This is a genomic window from Kitasatospora sp. NPDC058444 (assembly GCF_042721415.1).
In the GTDB taxonomy this organism is placed as follows: Bacteria; Actinomycetota; Actinomycetes; order Streptomycetales; family Streptomycetaceae; genus Kitasatospora.
Window position 1 is genome coordinate 167,224 of the sequence record NZ_JBHXLL010000010.1, and the last position, 17,704, is coordinate 184,927.

The window sequence follows — 17,704 nt, forward strand, 5'->3', positions numbered from 1 at the left end:
TCGGGCTGCCGGGACCGGCTCTTCCGCGCCCTCGACGGGGGGGTTGAACCGAGCCGGCGCGCACAGCCGTGGTAGATGGTGACCAGAGGTTCTCCGGACGGTCATCGTGGGCGTAAACCGCTCAAATCGGTGGTGCTTCGAACGCGGATGCGGGTACACAAGTTGACGGTCGCTCAGGTGTGTGGTGGCGCCCCGTCCGGCACCGCCCCACCCGTCCCCCGCGGCCGGAGGAACAGCGGGCCGAGGAGCCCGTGCGAAAGGCAAGGAGGCGTCCGTGACTCACGACTCGCGCACGCAGAACTCCCCCGCCGCCCGGCGGAGCATCCAGGACGTCCGGACCATCGCGATCCTGCGCCTCGGCGTCGGCCTGATCGGCATCCTGCTGCCGCCGGCCCTGCCGTTCGGCAACTGGCTGGCCGCCGAGGTGACGGGGCGCAGCACCGACGACTTCTGGCCGGGCTCGATGAGCGGCGCCTACTACACCGACACCCGGAACCTCTTCGTCGGCGGGCTGTGCGCCCTCGGGGTGTTCCTGATCTGCTACCGCTTCGACCGGAGGGACGACCGCTGGAGCACGGCCGCCGGGTTCTTCGCGGTCGGGGTCGCACTGTGCCCGACGGCCCCGGGGGGCGCCTCCGGCCTCCAGCGCACCGTCGGGGTGTTCCACCTGGCCTTCGCCGGCCTGCTGTTCGTCATGCTGGCGATGTTCTGCCTCTACTCCTTCCGCAATCCCCGCTCCGCCCAGCCGGCCCGGGTGGGCACGGCCTACCTGGTGGCCGGGGTGGTGATCCTGGTCGCGCTGGCGCTCTCCGTCCTGGCCGGGGTGACGGGTGTCGGCTCGGACTGGTCGGTGCGGCCGCTGTACCTGTGCGAGTGGCTGGCGACGTGGGCCTTCGGCATCGCGTGGATCGGCGCCGCGCTCGAACTGGCGGCGCACGGGCGGGGCGACACCGCCGTCTCCGCCTCGATCCCCCGTCAGCCGGGTGCCGCCGCACGGGACCCGAGGCACCCGGAGGCCCAGGCCTGAGGCCCAGTCATCCCGCGGCGCGGGCCGACCGTTACCATGCGCACCATGGCCGCCACCACGGCGGCCGGTGACGGACGCCCAGCAGCGGGAGAACGAGCATGACCAACGAGATCCGGGCGGAGCGCGGTCCGCACGAGGACTACCCATCAGTGGACCTGCGGATGGACGTTCCGCACTCCGCCCGGGTCTACGACTACCTCATCGGCGGCAAGACCAACTTCGAGGCGGACCGGGTCGCGGCGCACGCCTCGGTGCGGGCCTGGCCGTCGCTGCCGATCTCGATGCGCACCACCCGCGACTTCATGCAGCGCTCGGTGCGCGAGCTCGCCGAGCAGTACGGCGTGCGGCAGTTCCTCGACATCGGCACCGGCATCCCGACCTCGCCGAACCTGCACGAGATCGCCCAGGCGATCGCCCCCGGGGCCCGGGTCGGGTACGTGGACAACGACCCGATCGTGCTGACCCACGCGCGGGCCCTGATGGACAGCACGCCCGAGGGCCGCACCTGTTACGTGGACGCCGACTTCCGCGACCCGGAGTCGATCATCGGCGACCCCCGGCTGCGCGAGGTGCTCGACTTCTCGCAGCCGGTGGCGCTGTCACTGATCGCGATCGTCCACTTCGTGCTGGACGAGGACGACCCGCAGGGCATCGTGCGCCGCTTCATGGACGCCCTGGCGCCCGGCAGCTTCCTCGCCCTGACGGTCTTCACGGGTGACACCGACCCGGTGGGTGTGGGCGGCGTCGGCCGCGAGTACAACGCGCGCGGCATCCCGCTCCAGATCCGCGACAAGGCCGAGGCCGAGGCGTTCTTCGAGGGCTACGAGCTGCTCGACCCGGGCGTCACGCTGGTGCACCACTGGCGGCCGGACGCCGACGCCGCGCCCGTCCGCGACCAGGACATCGCGATGTACGCGGGCGTGGCGATCAAGCGCTGAGCTCCGGCTCCTCGCGATCGAGCGCCGAATCGTTTCTGCGCACACGGCGGGCCCGGCCGGCTCGGGCCCGCCCATCGGGGCCCGTTCGCCGGGGCCCGTTCGCCGGGGGCCGCTCGCCGGGGCCCGTTCGCCGGGGGCCGCTCGCCGGGGCCCGTTCGCCGGGGGCCGCTCGCCGGGCCCCCCACATCGGGGACCCGCTCGACCGGACTCGTTCTGCCGGTCCCGGACAACCGGACCGGCTCAGCCGGCCACGGAGACCAGGCCCGCCTCGTAGGCCAGGATGACCAGCTGCACCCGGTCCCGGGCGCCGAGCTTGGCCAGCAGCCTCGTCATGTAGGTCTTGACGGTCGCGACGCTGAGCACCAGTTCGGCGGCGATCTCGGTGTTGGACAGGCCCCGGCCGACCAGGGTGAGGATCTCCCGCTCGCGCCCGGTGATCGCCGCCAGCCGCCGCTCGGCGGCGGCGAGGGCGCCGGCGGCACCAGCGGTGGCCGGGGCGCGCCCAGCGGTCCCCGGCCGCGGCGGGCGGCCGCCGATGAACGCCCCGATCAGCCGCCGGGTGACGCCCGGCGCGATCAGCGCGTCCCCGGCGGCGACCACCCGCACCGCGCCGAGGATGTCGTCCAGCGCCATGTCCTTGACCAGGAAGCCGGACGCCCCGGCGTGCAGCGCCGCGTACACGTGCTCGTCCTCGTCGAAGGTGGTGAGCACCACCACCCTGGTCGGCCCGCCGTCGGCGGTCACCAGCCGGGTGGCCTCGATGCCGTCCATGCCGGGCATCCGGATGTCCATCACCACGACGTCCGGCCGCAGTTCGGCGGCCAGCCGGACGGCCTCCGTCCCGGTGCCCGCCTCGCCCACCACCTCGACGTCGTCCGTCTCCGCGATCACCATCTCCAGCGCGGCCCGGACCAGCGGCTGGTCGTCGGCCAGCACCACCCGGATCACGCGCCCGCCTCCTCGGCCGGGACCGGTACCGGCGTGGGAACCTGCACCGCCACCGGCGTGGACACCGACACCGCCACCGGCGCCGGCACCGGCAGCCGGGCGGCCACCCGGAAGCCGCCCCCGGGCAGCGCCCCGGCCTCGAACCCGCCCCGCAGCAGGGCGACCCGCTCCCGCAGCCCGGCCAGCCCGAACCCGCCACCGGACACCTCGCCCCGACCGCGCCCCCGGTCGGTGACCTCGACGGACAGCTCCCCCGCCACCCGGTGGTCCACCACGACCACGCAGGCGTCGACGTCCGCGTGCCGCACCACATTGGTGACCGCCTCCTGGACGATCCGGAAGGCCGCGAGGTCGACCTCCGGCGGGAGCGGCAGCGGCCCCGGCTCGCCGTGCCGCCGGACCTCCACCCGCACCCCCGCGGCGGTGGTCGCCCCGGCCAGCCGGTCGAGGTCGGCCAGGCCCTGCGGCGCCGCCGACGAGGCGTCACCGTCGGCCCGGCGCAGCGCGACCAGCATCCGGCGCAGCGCGGCCAGGGTCTCCCGCCCGGCGGCCTCGATCTCGCCCAGCGCCTGCGCGGCCCGCTCCGGCCGACGGTCGATCACCCGGCGGGCCGCACCGGCCTGGAGGGCGACGATGCCGATGCTGTGGGCGACGGTGTCGTGCATCTCGCGGGCGATCCGCAGCCGTTCGGCGGTGACCGCCTCCTCCGCCGACCGCGCGCTGAGCGCCTCGGCGTGCTCCCGGCTCTGCCGCACCGAACGGCCGACCAGCCAGGCGACCAGCGCGAGCAGCGCGGCACCGTCGGCCGAGCCGATGTGGGTGCCGGTGAAGATTCCCACCGTGTCGCCGCGCACCAGGCCGATGTGCAGCACCAGGAAGGCCATGACCAGCGCGAACGCGGCCCGGGAGCTGCGCCGCGGCCGGGTCGCGGTGATCAGGCAGAGCGCGGTGTCCACGGCGAGCAGCGCGCCGGGCGGCACCTGGGCGCCACCGGCCCAGCCGTCGGTCACGGTGAACGCGGCGACCAGCAGCAGGACGACCGAGAGCACCGGCAGCCGCCGCACCAGCGCCGCGCCCGCGAAGGCCACCACCGTGTCGGCCAGGGTGAACGCCCAGCCGCCGTGCGCGGCGGCGCCCGGGTGCTGCGTGGCGTCACCGCCGAGCCGTACGGCGGGGTAACCGGCGGCCACGCACCAGGCGAGACCGACCCAGACCTCGGGCGGGACGCGCCGGAGCAGCGGCGGGGAAGGGGTCGAAGGCATGGTTGGAGATCGTAACGACGGTCCGCCACCGCCGTCATCCAACCGTGGTTGTACGGCCGGGGGTGCCCGCGGTGTCGACACCGGTCCGATGCGGCCGACCGGCTCCCCCGGGCACCGTGGAGCCCATGATCGAAGTCACCGAACTGACGAAGCGCTACGGGCGCGGCCACCGCGGCCGCACCGCCGTCGACCGCCTCTCCTTCACCGTCCGGCCCGGCCGGGTCACCGGCTTCCTCGGACCCAACGGCGCGGGCAAGTCCACCACCCTGCGGCTGGTCCTCGGCCTGAGCGCCCCGACCTCCGGCAGCGTCACCGTCGACGGCCGCCCGTTCCGCGGCCTGCCGCGCGGCCTGCGGCACGCCGGTGCGCTGCTCGACGCGGGCGACGCCCACGGCGGGCGCACCGGCCGGGCCCAGCTGCGGGCGCTGGCCCGCGCCAACGCCGTCCCGGCCGCGCGGGTCGAGCGGGTGCTGCACGAGGTCGGGCTCACCGGAGCCGCCGGGCGCCGGATCCGCGGCTACTCGCTGGGCATGAAGCAGCGCCTCGGCATCGCCGGCGCACTGCTCGGCGACCCGCCGGTGCTGCTCTTCGACGAGCCGCTGAACGGGCTGGACCCGGAGGGCGTCCTCTGGGTGCGCGGACTGTTCCGGCGGCTCGCCGCCGAGGGCCGCACGGTCCTCGTCTCCAGCCACATGATGGCCGAGATGGAGCACACCGCCGACCACCTGGTGGTGATCGGACGCGGCCGGCTGCTCGCCGACGAGAGCCTCACCGGGTTCGCCGCCCGGGCCGGCCGGGCCACCGTCACCGTGCGGGCCGCCGAACCCGACCGGCTGGCGGCCGTGTTGACGGCGGCGGGCGCGGCCGTCCGGCCCGGCCCGGACGGCGCCCTCGCGGTGAGCGGCCTGGACGCCACCAGGATCGGCGAACTCGCCCTCGAGCAGCGCCTGTTGCTGCACGCCCTGACCGCCCGGGGCGCCTCCCTGGAGGAGGCGTTCCTGGCCCTGACCGCCGACAGCGTCGAGTACCCCGCCGGAGACCCCCGTTGAGCACCGCACCCGTTCCGTCCCACGCCGCCACCGTGCCCGTTCCGTCCCACGCCACCACCGCACCCGTTCCGCCTCACCCCGCCACCGTGCCGCCCGGCCGTACCGCCGCCGAGTCGCGCGCCCGCTTCGGCGATCTGCTGGCCGCCGAGTGGATCAAGTTCTGGTCGCTGCGTTCGGTCCCCTGGGTGCTCGGCCTCAGCGCCGTGGCGATCGTCGCCGCCAACCTCAAATCCGCGCTCTACACCCGCGACCACTCCACACCGGGCGAGGGCGATCCGGCGGTCATGGCGCAGGTGGCGCTGAACGACGCCTTCAACCTCGCCTCCGCCGACATCCTGATGCTGGTCGCGGGCGGCCTCGGCGCGCTCGTCATCGCGGGCGAGTACGCGACCGGGCTGATCCGCACCACCCTGGCGGCCGTGCCCGACCGCCGGGCGGTGCTCGCCGCCAAGGCCTGCGTCCTGGCCGCCGTGCTGTTCGGCTACGGGGTGCTCACCGTCGGCGTCTCCTTCGGCGCGAGCCAGGCGATCCTGGCCGACACCGGCATCGGACAGTCCGTCACCGACCCCGCCGCGCTGCGGTACGTCGCGGCGGCGGTGCTGTTCGGCCCGGTCTGCGCCCTGGTCGGGCTCGGCCTCGGCACCCTGATCCGGCACGGCGCGGGCGCCGTGGTGGCCACCGTCGCAGTGCTGTTCTTCCTCCCCTCGCTGGTCACCGAGCGCTACCGCTGGAGCGCCGACCTGCTGCACGCTCTGCCGCTGCCCGCCTGGCAGCGCCTGGCCCGGACGTCCCTGGCGGGCTATCGACCCTCCGAGTACCCGGCCACCGTCGCGGGCGCCTGGGTCACCTTCGCGGTGTGGTCGCTGGCCTCGGTGGCCGTCGCCGCGTTCGCCCTGCACCGCCGCGACCACTGACGGCCCGCCGGGGCGGGGCTCAGAACGCCGCGATGCTGCCCGGCGCCCGCTCGGCCCGGCTGAGCGCCGCAACACGGCGGCCTGGCCGTGCCGCCGGACGGCCAGCCGGGCCAGCAGGCCGACCACCGCATCGGCGGTCTCCGGCGGGAGTCCGGGGCCGGGCACGGCGACGCTCACCGCCAGGTCGTCGCCGTGGACGGCCAGTTCCATCGTCCGGGTGGCCAGCAGGTCGTCGAGGGTGAGCGCCCACGGGCCCCAGAACGGCAGTCGGACCGGCCGGGCGGCGTCCGCCGCCGCCAGAGCGGCCGCGAGTTCCGGCAGTACGGCGGCGAGCCGGCGGTGCAGCGCGGCCGGGCCGTCGGCCGCGACGGCCTCACTGGCCTGCCGGATCCGCACGTTGACGTCCGCGTCCGGCGCGGCGCCGACCCAGGCCGAGCGGGCGTAGTGCTCCAGCAGGCCGACCACCGGCTCCGCCGGTACGGGCACGGCCAGCACCTCCGGCACGCAGAGGACCTGGTAGACCAGGTGCCCGGCCAGCCCGCCGACGCTCCACCGCGCCAGCGCGCTCGGCCGCCGCCAGGCCCGGGCCACCTCCGGGCGGCGCAGCAGCCCCTCCGCCGCGCCGGCGGCGGCCAGGAAGTCCGTTCGGGCGTCCGTCACCGCCCGTCCCCCGCCCCCGCCCGCGGCCCGGCGGCCCGGGAGCCGCCCCGGCCGAAGGCCATGTCGGCGACCGCCACCAGCAGCGCCGCCAGCACCAGCCCGGCCGCCACCGTCACCCCCAGCTGGAAGGCCAGCGCCCAGTCCGGGCGGGGGCCGGCGGCGTGGGCGAAGAACACCGAGCCGACGACGGCGATGCCCACCGCCGAGCCGACCCGCTGCGCCGTCTGCATCACCCCGCCCGCGCTGCCCGCCCGGGCCACCGGCACCTGCTGGAGGGTCAGCGTCTGGTTCGGGGCGATCACCAGCCCGCTGCCCGCCCCGGCGACCAGCAGCGGCAGCGCCGTCGTCCAGCCCACGCGGGGCCCCGACCAGAGCTGCACCGCGAGCGCCGAGGCCAGCAGCCCGGTCAGCACCAGTACCAGTCCGGCCACCACCAGCCGCCGTCCCAGCCGGCTCACCAGGCGCCCGCCCACCGGCGCGGACACCCCCGAACCGACCGCGAACGGCGTGATCGCCAGGCCCGCCGTCAGCGCCGAGTAGTGCAGGCCCGCCTGGAGGTAGAGCGTGAAGATGAAGAAGATCGCGGTGAACCCGGCGAAGTACACCAGCGACAGCACCGTTCCCGCCGCGTACGGCCGCACCGCGAACAGCGCCATGCTCACCAGCGGTTCGCGCCGCCGCCCGTAGTGCGACTCCCAGCCGACGAAGGCGGCGAGCAGCACCGCCGCCAGCGGCAGCAGCAGCCAGCGGGCCGCGCCGTGCCACTGCTGCGCCTGGACGAACGGCAGCAGCAGCGAGACCGTCCCGGCGCCGAGCAGCAGCACGCCGACCGGGTCGAAGTCCCGGTGCCCGGCCCGCTGGGCGGCGGGCGGCGGCGCCGGGAGCAGCCGGTAGGCGATCGGCAGCGCGGCGACGCCGATCGGCAGGTTGACCAGGAACACCCAGCGCCAGCCGTCCTGCGGGCCGGCCAGGTGGATCAGCAGCCCGCCGAGCAGCGGCCCCACGGCGGTGGACAACCCGATGGTGGCGCCGAGCGCGCCGAAGGCCCGGCCGCGTTCGGCGCCCTGGAACAGCACCTGGATGAAGCCGGACACCTGCGGCACCAGCACCCCGCCGGCCGCGCCCTGGAACAGCCGGGCCAACACCAGCCACTCCTGGCTCTGCGCCGCCCCGGCTAGCGCGCTGGCCGCGGTGAACAGGGCGAGTCCGGCGAGGAAGACGGCCCGCCGGCTGCGCGCGTCGCCGAGCCGCCCGGCGGGCACCAGCACCAGCCCGAAGGCCAGCGCGTAGCCGCTGAGCACCCACTGGAGGCCGCTGTCGGACATGTGCAGCCCGGCCCGTACGGTCGGCAGGGCGACGTTGACGATGCTGACGTCCAGCAGGGTCATGAAGCCGGCGACCAGGCAGACGGTGAGTGCCCGCCAGCGCCGGGTGGCGGCCCGGCCGCCCACGGCGGTGGCGCCGGGCCGGGTCTGGTGCGCGCTGCCGCGCGGGGGGTCGGCGTTCAAGGGAGCCTCTTCCCGGGGGCCGGGGCGTCCGGATCCGTGAATGATCGTCGGTCGGCTTCGTCGGTCGGCTTCGTTCGGCCCATCGTCGCCCGGCCCTCCCGGGGCCGCCACCCGGGGAGCCACCGCTCGTCCTCACTCCAACGGCCTAACCGGATCGCGACCGCCGCCCGCACCCCGGAGGCTGACGGCATGACCGTCGCCACCGAGACCCCGCCCTCCGCCCCTCCGGTGCTGGACGTCCGGCAGCGGAACGTCGTCTTCGCCACCATCGTGCTCGGCATGCTGCTGGCCGCGCTCGACCAGACCATCGTCGGCACCGCCCTGCCCACCATCGTCGCGGACCTCGGCGGGGCCGCGCACATGTCCTGGGTGGTGACGTCCTATCTGCTGGCCGAGACGGTGGCCACCGTGCTGGCCGGCAAGTTCGGCGACCTGTACGGGCGCAAGCTGATCTTCCAGGTCTCGGCGATCGTCTTCGTCGGCGGCTCGTTCCTGTGCGGCCTCGCCACCGACATGACCCTGCTGATCACCTGGCGGGCCGTCCAGGGCCTCGGCGCGGGCGGCCTGATGGTCACCGCCATGGCGCTGATCGCGGACGTCATCCCGCTGCGCGAGCGCGGCAAGTACCAGGGCGCGATCGGTGCGGTGTTCGGCGTGGCCACGGTGATCGGGCCGCTGCTGGGCGGACTGTTCACCGACCACCTGTCCTGGCGCTGGGCGTTCTACGTCAACGTGCCGATCGCGGTCGTGGTGGTCGCCGCGGCCGCCCGGACCATCCCCTCGGTCCGCGCGGCGACCCGCCCGGTCGTCGACTACCTCGGCATCGTGCTGGTCGCGGTCGGCGCCGGCGCGCTGATCCTGGCCACCAGCTGGGGCGGCAACGAGTACGCCTGGAGCTCCGGGGTGATCATCGGCCTGTTCGCCGGCGGCGTGCTGGCGCTCGGCCTGTTCTGCTGGGCGGAGACCCGGGCCGTCGAACCGATGCTGCCGATGCGGCTGTTCCGCAACCCGGTGTTCACGGTCTGCTCGGTGCTCAGCTTCATCGTCGGCTTCGCCATGCTCGGCGCGCTGACCTTCCTGCCGACCTTCCTCCAGTACGTGGACGGCGACTCGGCGACCGTCTCCGGCGTCCGGACGCTGCCGATGGTGCTCGGCCTGCTGATCGCCTCGATCGCCAGCGGCAACGCCGTCAGCAAGACCGGCAGGTACCGGGTGTTCCCGATCGTCGGCACGGCGGTGATGGCGCTCGGCCTCTACCTGCTCTCCCGGCTGGAACCCGACACCGGATCCCTGCTGGCCTCGCTCTACATGTTCGTGCTCGGCGCCGGCATCGGGCTGAGCATGCAGGTGCTCACCATCGCCGTGCAGAACACCGTCGACTACGCCGACCTGGGCACCGCCACCTCCGGGGTGACCTTCTTCCGCACCATCGGCAGCTCCTTCGGCACCGCCGTGTTCGGCACCATCTACGCCAACAGCCTGAAGACCGAACTCGCCGACGGGATCACCACCGCCGCCCGGGCGACCGGCGCCGACCCGGCCGTGCTCGCCCAGGCCGCCCAGAGCCCGCAGGGCCTGCACCAGCTGCCCACCGACCAGGCCGCGCCGATCGTCCAGGCCTACTCCGACGCCCTGCACACCGTGTACCTGTGGACCATCCCGGTCGCCGTGATCGGCTTCGTGGTGTCGCTCTTCCTCAAACAGGTGCAGCTGCGCGACACCGCCCGGGCGGGCTCCACCGACATGGGCGAGGCCTTCGCCCAGCCGACCACCCCGGACTCCGACCCGCACCTGGAGTACTCGGTCTGCCGGATCGTGCGCGAGGTGGACCTCGACGCCGTCCGGTCGATCGTCTCCGGCGCCGACACCCGGGTGGACCTGGCCGGGGCCTGGGCGCTGATGGAGGTGGCCGGCCACACCAAGGCCGTCGGCCACGCCTCGCTCGACCTCATCGCCGCCCGCAAACGCGTGCCACCCGAAGTCCTGGAGCCGGTCTTCGACCGGATGGCCACCGAGGGCTACCTCACCCGCGACGGCGACGCCCTCTCCCCCACCGAGGCCGGCACCCACGAGGTCCGCGCCCTCGCCCGCGCCTGGTCCGACTGGCTCAACGCCCGCCTCGACGCCGACGCCGGCCGCCCCCGCAGCCCCCAGCTGCGCGCCGCCGCCGACGCCATCGCCTGGCGCCTCCTGGTCGAGGACCTCACCACCGGCCTCCCCGCCCACGCCCGCCCGACGACCGACGCGAAGGTGTAGGGCGCCGGCTCACGCCACGAGCGGCCGCCCCCTGTCCGGAGGCCGGACAGGGGGCGGCGGGGGCGGGGTCAGGGGGTGGCTTCCCTCGGGAGCGGGGCGGGGGCGGTGCGGCGGGAGGAGACGGCGATCACGGCGAGGCTGGCGAGGGCGAGGGCCGTGACCACGCCGAGCATCACGGTGTAGGAGGCCAGCGAGGACAGGGCCGCGAGCACGGCGGGCAGCAGGAAGCCGGAGTAGCAGAGCGCGTAGTAGACGCCGGTGAGGCCGGCCAGGTCGTCGGGGGTGACGATGCGCTGGATCTCCAGCAGGCCGGAGACGACGCCGATGCCGTAGGCGGCGCCGAGGAGGACCGCGCCGGCGAGGCCGAGCAGCGGGGAGCGCACCGCCGCGTCACCGGCGCAGACGGCCATGCCGCAGGCCATCAGCACCATGGAGACGAGGACGCCGCGCGCCGAGGAGAGCGAGTCCAGCCGCTTGGCGAGGGGCTGGACGAGGGCGCCGGTGCCGAGGGTGAGGACGGTCAGCAGGGTCGCGTAGGCCAGCGACCGGTCGCCGAGCCGGTCGCCGACCAGCTGCGGGGTCACCGCGTACGCGACGCCGGCCGAGCCGAACACCCAGGGGGCCATCGGCAGGACCACCCGGACGAAGCGCCGGTGCCCGGCGGCCGGGACCTTGAGGTCGGCCCAGAGGCTGCGGACGGCGGCCGAGCGGGCCCGGGTCTCGACGGCCTTCGGGAGCAGGAACAGCGCGGGCAGGGTGACCAGCAGGTGGGCGAGGTACGGGGTGACCATCGGCCAGGGTCCCCACTGGGCGAGCGCGCCGGCCACTCCGGCGCCGAGGCCGAAGCCGAGGGTCAGGGCGAGGGAAGCGCGGCGGGCGCCGGCGCCCGGGTCGGCGGCCGGGTCGTGCGGCGCCCCGGAGAGCTCCTTGACCCAGCTGGTGCCGACGGCCATCGCGATGCCGACGGCTATACCGGTGAGGAACCGCCCGGCGTAGATGGGGAGTTCACCGGCGGCGCCGCCGCACAGCACCCCGCTGGCGGCGAGCGAGGCGGCCACCGCGCCGATCATCAGCGGGCGGCGCCCGTAGCGGTCCGAGGCGGCGCCGCCGACCAGCAGACCGGGGACCAGCCCGAGGACGTACGCCCCGAGGAAGGCGTCCACGGTGACCTCGGAGTAGCCGCCGAGGTGGCGGTACATCAGCAGCAGCGGGGTGAACTGGTTGCCGCCCCAGCCGCAGCAGAGCATGGCCAAGGCGGCGAACAGCCACGGCCGCCCCCGGCCGGTGGGTGCGACGGGACCGGCGGACGGTGGCCGGGTGGTGCTCATGGTGGTGCTGCTCCTTGTCGGACGGTCGGTCCCGGCGGTCCGTCGGGGTGCGCGCGCGAGGTCCGCGGCGCGGGGGAACGGGTCAGCGATCGGTGACGGCGCGGTGGGCGTCCAGGTGGGCGCGGAGCGCGGCGGTGAAACCCTCGGCGTCGCGGGCCGCGATCCGCTGGACGAGCACGGTGTGCTCCTCGACCAGCGGGGCCAGCCGCTCCGGCTGCACCTGGAGCAGTTGGACGGCCATCCGGCGCTGGCGGTCGCGCAGCGTGCCGTAGAACCGCTCGGCGAGCTCGTTGCCGGAGGCCGTCACGATGCCCCGGTGGAAGGCCTCGTCGGCGTCGGCGAAGGCGCCGAGGTCGGCCCGGCGGGCGGGTTCGCGCTGCTGGTCGATCAGTTCGGACAGCTGCCGCACCAGCGCGTCGAGGCCGTCGGGGCGACGGATGATCCGGCGCACCGCGGTGCTCTCCAGTGCCTCGCGCAGTTCCAGCACGTCCTCGGCCTCGCCGGGGCCGACCGGCACCACGACGGCTCCGCGCTTGGGGAAGAGCTGGAGCAGCCCCTCGGCCTGGAGCCGCAGGAAGGCCTCCCGGACCGGGGTGCGGCTGAGCGAGGCGCGTTCGGCGATCTCGCCCTCGCTGATCAGCGTCCCGCCGGGGAGGCCGCCGCCGAGGATGAGGTCCTTGGTCAGTTCGTACGCGCGGTCCGCGGCCGGGACGCGGGCGGGGGCGGGGGGCGGGGTGTCGGCCATGGAGCACACCGTAGCACCATAGATGCAAGCTTAGATGCAACAGGAGAGCCGGTCCGGAGCATCGGTTTCGGTACTGCTCAGCGCCGGAAGAATGCGCTTTCCCGCCCCCTGCGCAGGGCCGAGGATGGGCGGGGCCAGCCAGCTTTCCGGGAGGAAGCCTTGTCCCCTGCGTCGCCAGCCCTGCCGCCCGTCGATCCGGGCCTGCCGCCCGTCGATCCGGACCTGCTGCCGCTCACCGCCGAGTTCCGCCCCGAGGGCCTGTCCGTCGGCGGGGTGCTCCTGGACGAAGCGGCCCGCCGGTACGGCACGCCGCTGTTCGTCTACGACGAGGAGCACCTGCGCCGGCGCTGCCGCGAGGCGGTGGCCGCCTTCGGCCGGGACAACGTCGCCTACGCCTCCAAGGCCTTCCTGTGCACCGCGATGGCCCGACTCGCCGCCGAGGAGGGCCTGCTGCTGGACGTCGCCTCCGGCGGCGAGCTGCGCACCGCCCTGTACGCCGGGGTCGACCCGGCCCGGATCGTGCTGCACGGCAACAACAAGGACGACGCCGAGCTGCGCACCGCGCTGACCGTCGGCCTGCGGCACATCGTCGTGGACAGCTTCGACGAACTGGACCGGATCGAGCGGCTGCACCACGAGGAGGGCCTGCCCCCGGCCCGGATCCGGCTGCGGGTGGCGCCCGGGGTCGCGGCCGGCGCCCACCACGCCATCCGGACCGGCGGCCTCGACTCCAAGTTCGGCTTCGGCCTGGCCGACGGCGCCGCCGCGGCCGCGGTGCGCCGGGCCGGGGCCAGCGCCGCCGTACGACTGGAGGGCGTCCACGCCCACGTCGGGTCCCAGGTGCTGGACCCGGCCGAACTGGCCGACGGCGCCGCCGCGGTGGCCCGCTTCGCGGTGGAGCACGGCGTGCGCGGGCTGACCGTCGGCGGTGGCCTCGGCGTGGCGTACCTGAGCGGGCAGAGCGCCCCCTCCTTCGCGGTCTGGGCCGAGCGGGTCCGCGCGGCGGTGCGCGGCGCCGGCTGGAGCGGCGAGGTGGGCGTCGAGCCCGGCCGCTCGATCGCCGCCCGGGCCGGGCTGACCCTGTACCGGGTCGGCACCGTCAAGCGGATCGAGGGCGTGCGCACCTACGTCAGCGTGGACGGCGGGATGAGCGACAACCTGCGCCCCGCGCTGTACGGCGCCCGCTACGAGGCCTTCCTGCCGCGCTGCCCCGAGGCGCCCCGCCCACGGCGCGCCCGGCTGGTCGGCAAGCACTGCGAGAGCGGCGACGTGATCGTCGACGACGCCGCGCTCCCCGCCGACCTGCGGGTCGCCGACCTGCTGGCCACCCCGGTGACCGGCGCCTACGGCTACGCCATGGCCTCCAACTACAACAAGCTGCCGCGGCCCGCCGTGGTCTTCGTCCGGGACGGCGAGGCCCGCGTGGTGGTGCGCCGGGAGAGCGAGCACGACCTGCTCCGACTGGACGCGGCCGCCCCCGCCGACGGCCCCCGGGAACCGGTGGCCGCACGGCGGGCACACACCGCCTAACCTGGGCCGATGCTGAACAGCGCCCGACTGCACGTCCTCCTGGAGATCGCCCGCCGGGGCACCATCGTGGCCGCGGCACAGGCCCTGCACCTGAGCCCGTCCGCCATCTCGCACCAGCTCGCCCGCCTGGAGCAGGAGCTGGGCGTCGCCCTGGTGGAGCGGGCTCCGCAGTCCCTGCGTCTGACGCCCGCGGGCGTCCGGCTGGCCGAGCACGCCCAGGCGATCGCCGATCTGATGGCCGTCGCCCAGGACGACCTGCGGGCGCACGCCCAGGCCGCGGCCGGCGTGCTGCGGATCGGCTTCTTCGCCTCCGCCGGCCTGGACCTGCTGCCCCGGGCGCTGGCCGCGTTCGCCGCCGCGCACCCGCGGGTGGAGCTGGAGCTGATCATGGGCCAGCCGCACGAGCTGGTCCCGGACCTGGAGGCCGGCCGGCTGGACGCGGCCGTCGTCTTCGAGCACCCGCTGGACCCGTGGTGCCGCCAGGCGACGGTGGACGTGCGGATGTACTTCGACGAGCCGCAGCTGGTGGTGGTGCCGCTGCGGCACCGGCTCGGGCGGCGCTCGCTGGTGCGGCTGGCCGAGCTGGACGGCGAGAGCTGGATCGGCACCCACGGCGGCAGCACCGGCGAGCCGGTGCTCGAACGCGCCTGCGCGGCCGAGGGGTTCCGCCCCCGGGTGCGCTGCCGCAGCGACCACTACCAGGTGACCATCAACCTCGCGCGGGCCGGCATGGGCGTCGCGCTGATCCCGGCGCTCGGCCTGGCCGACAGCGCCGGGGTGCACGTGTGCCGGCTGGACCACCCGCAGCTGCACCGCCGGATCGGGGTGGCCACCCGGGCCACCAACCGCAATCCGGTGCTGCGCGCCTTCCTCGCCGAACTCGGCGCCGCCGCCGGGGAGATCAAGGCCCTGCTCGACATGCAGTGGGCGCTCTGACCTCCCCGGCGTCGACCTTCCCGGCATCGACCTCTCCGGCGCCGACCTCCCGGCAACGGCCTGACCGGCGGCGGCCTCCCGGCGTCGGCCTCCCCGACGGCGGCCGCTCAGTGCCGGGCCGGCCGCTGGGCCCAGGCCCCGAGGGCACGGCCGACGTCCCGGATGGCGTGCACGGCGGCCCGTTCGGTGCTGGGCCCGAGCGCCACGTCCCAGTGCGCGACGACCGCGTAGGCCACCCGGCGGGCGCCCACGATCACGCCCGCGTCGGCCCGTACCCCGGTGTCCGTGCCGGTCTTGTTGGCGACCAGCAGCCGGCCGGGCAGCGGCGCGGGGAAGCCGGGGGCGTACGGGTCGTGGTCGATCAGCGCGGGCACCAGGCCGTGGTCGGTGTTGGCGCGCATCCAGCCGAGCAGCCGGGCCGAGGCCGCCGGGCCGGCCATGGTGCCCCGGACCGCGAGGGCCGCCAGGCGGGCCAGGTCGCGGGCGGTGCCGGTGGCGAAGACCGGCGGGAGGTCCGGGCCGCGCTCGTCGCGCACCCGGTCGTGCAGGGTGAGCCGTTCCAGTCCGAGCTCGCGCGCCAGCCGTGCGGTGGCCGGCAGGCCGACCAGCCGCAGCAGGGCGTTGGTGGCGGTGTTGTCGCTGACCGCGGCGGTCAGCCAGGCCAGGTCCTCCACCGTCCAGCCGGGGCGGCTCAGCCGGCCGAGCAGGCCGGTGCCGCCGGTGACGTCCTCGGGGAGGATCGCCACCGGCTGCCCGGCCGTCAGTTCCCCGGTGTCCAGCCGCCGGGCGACCTCGGCGAGCAGCAGCAGCTTGGAGGTGCTGGCGACGGGCAGCACGACGGTGTCGTCCACCCCGACCGCACCCGAAGCGTCCGGGGCGTCCACGTCGACGGCGGCGACGGACAGCGTCAGCGGGAGCGCCGCCGAGCTGCGGGCCGCGGCGGCCACCTGGGCGAGGCTCATCGGACCCGCACCACCTCTCCGGCGCGGCTCGCGGTCGGCCGTCCGCCGCGCACCGCGACCCGCCCGGCCACCACCACGGTCTCCACCCCCGCCGGCGGCAGCAGCGGCCGCTCGAAGGTCGCTCCGTCCAGGACGGCCGCCGGGTCGAGCACCACCAGGTCCGCGACGGCGCCGTCCCGGACCACGCCGCGCCCGGCCAGCCGGAACCGCTCGGCGGGCAGGCCGGTCATCTTGTGCACCGCGAGCTCCAGTGGCAGCAGCCCCTGCTCGCGCCCGTAGCGGCCGAGCACCCGGGCGAAGCTGCCCGCCCAACGGGGGTGCGGGCGGCCGGGTTTGGGCACGCCGTCCGAGCCGATCATCGACAGCGGGCTGGCCAGGACCCGGCGGACGTCGTCCTCGCGCATCGAGTGGCTGATGATGGTCACCTCGCCCTGCGCCTCCAGCAGCAGGTCGCAGACGTACTCCACCGGGTCGGCGCCTCGTTCGGCGGCCAGGTCGGCGATCCGGCGGCCCTCGGCCGTGGGGCGGGCGGGGGCGGCGGCCACCGAGATGAGGTCCCAGCCGCCGTTGCCGACGGTGTTCTCCCAGCCCTCGACGCCGTTGGCGATGTCCGCCCGGATCCGGTCCCGCACCTCCTTGCTGCGCAGCCGCTCCAGCAGCGCGGCCGGCCCGCCCTCGCTGGTCCACGGCGGCAGCATCGCGTGCAGCACGGTGCTGCCGGCGGTGTACGGGTAGACGTCGCAGAGCACGTCCACGCCCTCGGCGCGGGCCCGCTCCAGGCGCGGCAGGGTCCGCAGGGTGGCGCCCCAGGCGTGCCGCCCGGCGGTCTTGTGGTGGGAGACCTGGAGCGCGGCGCCGGAGCGCACCGCGATCTCCAGCGCCTCCTCCAGCGCCTTCTCCACCTGGGACATCTCGTCGCGCAGGTGCGTCACGTACGGTTTGCCGTGCCGCGCGGCGACCTTCGCCAGGGCCACGATCTCCTCGGTGTCCGCGTAGACGCCGGGCGGGTAGATCAGCCCGGTGGAGAGCCCGGCCGCGCCCTGGGCCAGTGCCAGGTCGAGCAGTCCGCACATGGCGGCCAGCTCCTGGTCGGTGGGCGGGCGGTCCTCGAAGCCCATCACTCCGGCGCGCAGCGTGCCGTGGCCGACCAGCGAGGCGATGTGGTTGCGGCGCAGTTCGGGCCGCTGGCCGGCGGCGAAGGCGTCGAAGTCCTCGGCGGGCAGCACCGGGCCGAGGCCGAAGGAGACCCGCAGGTGCCCGGCCAGTTGGGGCAGCCGCTCGGGCAGGGCGGGGAAGAGGCTGATCCCGCAGTTGCCGCTGATCTCGGTGGTGACGCCCTGGAGCAGCGGGGCCAGCCGCAGCTCGTCCAGGGCGTCGCCGTCGGTGTGGGTGCCGCCGCCGAAGGGGGCGGCGAGCGCGTCCGAGTGGGTGTGGACGTCGATGAAGCCGGGGGTGACGACCCGTCCGGTGACGTCCAGGGTCTCGGCCGCGGTCACGGCGGTGCCGGGCGGCAGTACGGTGACCCGGCCGTCCGCGACGGCGAGGTCGGCCGGGCGGGCGGGCGCCCCGGTGCCGTCCACCAGGGTGGCGCCGCGCAGCAGCAGGTCGACCGGGATCGTGGTCATGTCCGCTCCCATCTGT

Annotated in this window: 14 protein-coding genes and 1 pseudogene; 7 read left to right on the plus strand and 8 right to left on the minus strand. The window is 75.6% G+C overall.

What is annotated here, in order from left to right:
• Nucleotides 1-274 precede the first annotated feature (274 nt).
• Together ACFWP2_RS14385 and ACFWP2_RS14390 are read left to right on the plus strand one after the other, a co-directional pair.
• On the plus strand, nucleotides 275-1,027 hold the full coding sequence (locus ACFWP2_RS14385) for a hypothetical protein (protein ID WP_380450749.1): 753 nt from the start codon (nucleotides 275-277) through the stop codon (nucleotides 1,025-1,027).
• A gap of 98 nt (nucleotides 1,028-1,125) precedes the next feature.
• On the plus strand, nucleotides 1,126-1,965 hold the full coding sequence (locus ACFWP2_RS14390) for an SAM-dependent methyltransferase (protein ID WP_380450750.1): 840 nt from the start codon (nucleotides 1,126-1,128) through the stop codon (nucleotides 1,963-1,965).
• Nucleotides 1,966-2,205: 240 nt separating this feature from the next.
• Here the strand turns inward: ACFWP2_RS14390 and ACFWP2_RS14395 are convergent, their stop codons facing one another.
• On the minus strand, nucleotides 2,206-2,904 hold the full coding sequence (locus ACFWP2_RS14395) for a response regulator (protein WP_380450845.1): 699 nt from the start codon (nucleotides 2,902-2,904) through the stop codon (nucleotides 2,206-2,208).
• 5 nt (nucleotides 2,905-2,909) lie between these two features.
• A complete protein-coding gene (locus ACFWP2_RS14400) occupies nucleotides 2,910-4,175 on the minus strand; it encodes a sensor histidine kinase (RefSeq protein ID WP_380450751.1) in 1,266 nt (421 codons plus the stop codon).
• Between the two features lie 125 nt (nucleotides 4,176-4,300).
• Here ACFWP2_RS14400 and ACFWP2_RS14405 point away from each other — a divergent pair, with 125 nt between their 5' ends.
• Together ACFWP2_RS14405 and ACFWP2_RS14410 are read left to right on the plus strand one after the other, a co-directional pair.
• The gene (locus ACFWP2_RS14405) at nucleotides 4,301-5,224 is read left to right on the plus strand and encodes an ATP-binding cassette domain-containing protein (protein WP_380450752.1); all 924 of its coding nucleotides are present in this window, start codon (nucleotides 4,301-4,303) and stop codon (nucleotides 5,222-5,224) included.
• A complete protein-coding gene (locus ACFWP2_RS14410) occupies nucleotides 5,221-6,138 on the plus strand; it encodes an ABC transporter permease subunit (RefSeq protein ID WP_380450754.1) in 918 nt (305 codons plus the stop codon). Before ACFWP2_RS14405 ends, ACFWP2_RS14410 begins: the two co-directional genes overlap by 4 nt.
• 237 nt (nucleotides 6,139-6,375) lie before the next feature.
• Here the strand turns inward: ACFWP2_RS14410 and ACFWP2_RS14415 are convergent.
• Nucleotides 6,376-6,798 (minus strand): annotated as a pseudogene (locus tag ACFWP2_RS14415) (maleylpyruvate isomerase N-terminal domain-containing protein); the annotation flags it as partial.
• The gene (locus ACFWP2_RS14420; protein WP_380450848.1) at nucleotides 6,795-8,186 is read right to left on the minus strand and encodes an MFS transporter; all 1,392 of its coding nucleotides are present in this window, start codon (nucleotides 8,184-8,186) and stop codon (nucleotides 6,795-6,797) included. The gene ACFWP2_RS14420 and the pseudogene ACFWP2_RS14415, both read right to left, overlap by 4 nt.
• Nucleotides 8,187-8,495: 309 nt before the next feature.
• Here ACFWP2_RS14420 and ACFWP2_RS14425 point away from each other — a divergent pair, with 309 nt between their 5' ends.
• On the plus strand, nucleotides 8,496-10,562 hold the full coding sequence (locus ACFWP2_RS14425; RefSeq protein WP_380450756.1) for an MDR family MFS transporter: 2,067 nt from the start codon (nucleotides 8,496-8,498) through the stop codon (nucleotides 10,560-10,562).
• 68 nt (nucleotides 10,563-10,630) lie between these two features.
• On the opposite strand, the gene ACFWP2_RS14430 is transcribed toward ACFWP2_RS14425, so the two are convergent.
• Together ACFWP2_RS14430 and ACFWP2_RS14435 are read right to left on the minus strand one after the other, a co-directional pair.
• Complete coding sequence (locus tag ACFWP2_RS14430) at nucleotides 10,631-11,890, minus strand: MFS transporter (protein ID WP_380450758.1); 1,260 nt, start codon at nucleotides 11,888-11,890, stop codon at nucleotides 10,631-10,633.
• Nucleotides 11,891-11,972: 82 nt separating this feature from the next.
• On the minus strand, nucleotides 11,973-12,635 hold the full coding sequence (locus tag ACFWP2_RS14435) for a GntR family transcriptional regulator (RefSeq protein ID WP_380450760.1): 663 nt from the start codon (nucleotides 12,633-12,635) through the stop codon (nucleotides 11,973-11,975).
• Between the two features lie 159 nt (nucleotides 12,636-12,794).
• Here ACFWP2_RS14435 and lysA point away from each other — a divergent pair, with 159 nt between their 5' ends.
• Together lysA and ACFWP2_RS14445 are read left to right on the plus strand one after the other, a co-directional pair.
• Nucleotides 12,795-14,165, plus strand: coding sequence for a diaminopimelate decarboxylase (gene lysA / locus ACFWP2_RS14440; protein WP_380450762.1), 1,371 nt, complete (start codon nucleotides 12,795-12,797; stop codon nucleotides 14,163-14,165).
• A gap of 9 nt (nucleotides 14,166-14,174) precedes the next feature.
• Nucleotides 14,175-15,101 (plus strand): LysR family transcriptional regulator, encoded by a 927-nt coding sequence (locus ACFWP2_RS14445; RefSeq protein WP_380450764.1) that lies wholly within the window; start codon nucleotides 14,175-14,177, stop codon nucleotides 15,099-15,101.
• Nucleotides 15,102-15,208: 107 nt separating this feature from the next.
• Here ACFWP2_RS14445 and ACFWP2_RS14450 read toward each other — a convergent pair whose 3' ends face one another.
• Nucleotides 15,209-16,063 carry a serine hydrolase gene (locus ACFWP2_RS14450; protein ID WP_380450766.1) on the minus strand — a complete coding sequence of 285 codons (855 nt, stop codon included), beginning with the start codon at nucleotides 16,061-16,063 and terminating at the stop codon, nucleotides 15,209-15,211.
• A complete protein-coding gene (locus tag ACFWP2_RS14455) occupies nucleotides 16,060-17,688 on the minus strand; it encodes an amidohydrolase family protein (RefSeq protein ID WP_380450768.1) in 1,629 nt (542 codons plus the stop codon). The genes ACFWP2_RS14450 and ACFWP2_RS14455 overlap by 4 nt, the downstream gene beginning before the upstream one ends.
• Between the last annotated feature and the right edge of the window lie 16 nt (nucleotides 17,689-17,704).

Coding starts and splice junctions, on each gene's coding strand:
- ACFWP2_RS14390 (WP_380450750.1), top strand. CDS start 1,126: ATGACCAACGAGATCCGGGCGGAGCGCGGTCCGCACGAGGACTACCCA.
- ACFWP2_RS14400 (WP_380450751.1), bottom strand. CDS start 4,175: ATGCCTTCGACCCCTTCCCCGCCGCTGCTCCGGCGCGTCCCGCCCGAG.
- ACFWP2_RS14405 (WP_380450752.1), top strand. CDS start 4,301: ATGATCGAAGTCACCGAACTGACGAAGCGCTACGGGCGCGGCCACCGC.
- ACFWP2_RS14420 (WP_380450848.1), bottom strand. CDS start 8,186: ATGACCCTGCTGGACGTCAGCATCGTCAACGTCGCCCTGCCGACCGTA.
- ACFWP2_RS14425 (WP_380450756.1), top strand. CDS start 8,496: ATGACCGTCGCCACCGAGACCCCGCCCTCCGCCCCTCCGGTGCTGGAC.
- ACFWP2_RS14430 (WP_380450758.1), bottom strand. CDS start 11,890: ATGAGCACCACCCGGCCACCGTCCGCCGGTCCCGTCGCACCCACCGGC.
- ACFWP2_RS14435 (WP_380450760.1), bottom strand. CDS start 12,635: ATGGCCGACACCCCGCCCCCCGCCCCCGCCCGCGTCCCGGCCGCGGAC.
- ACFWP2_RS14445 (WP_380450764.1), top strand. CDS start 14,175: ATGCTGAACAGCGCCCGACTGCACGTCCTCCTGGAGATCGCCCGCCGG.
- ACFWP2_RS14450 (WP_380450766.1), bottom strand. CDS start 16,063: ATGAGCCTCGCCCAGGTGGCCGCCGCGGCCCGCAGCTCGGCGGCGCTC.
- ACFWP2_RS14455 (WP_380450768.1), bottom strand. CDS start 17,688: ATGACCACGATCCCGGTCGACCTGCTGCTGCGCGGCGCCACCCTGGTG.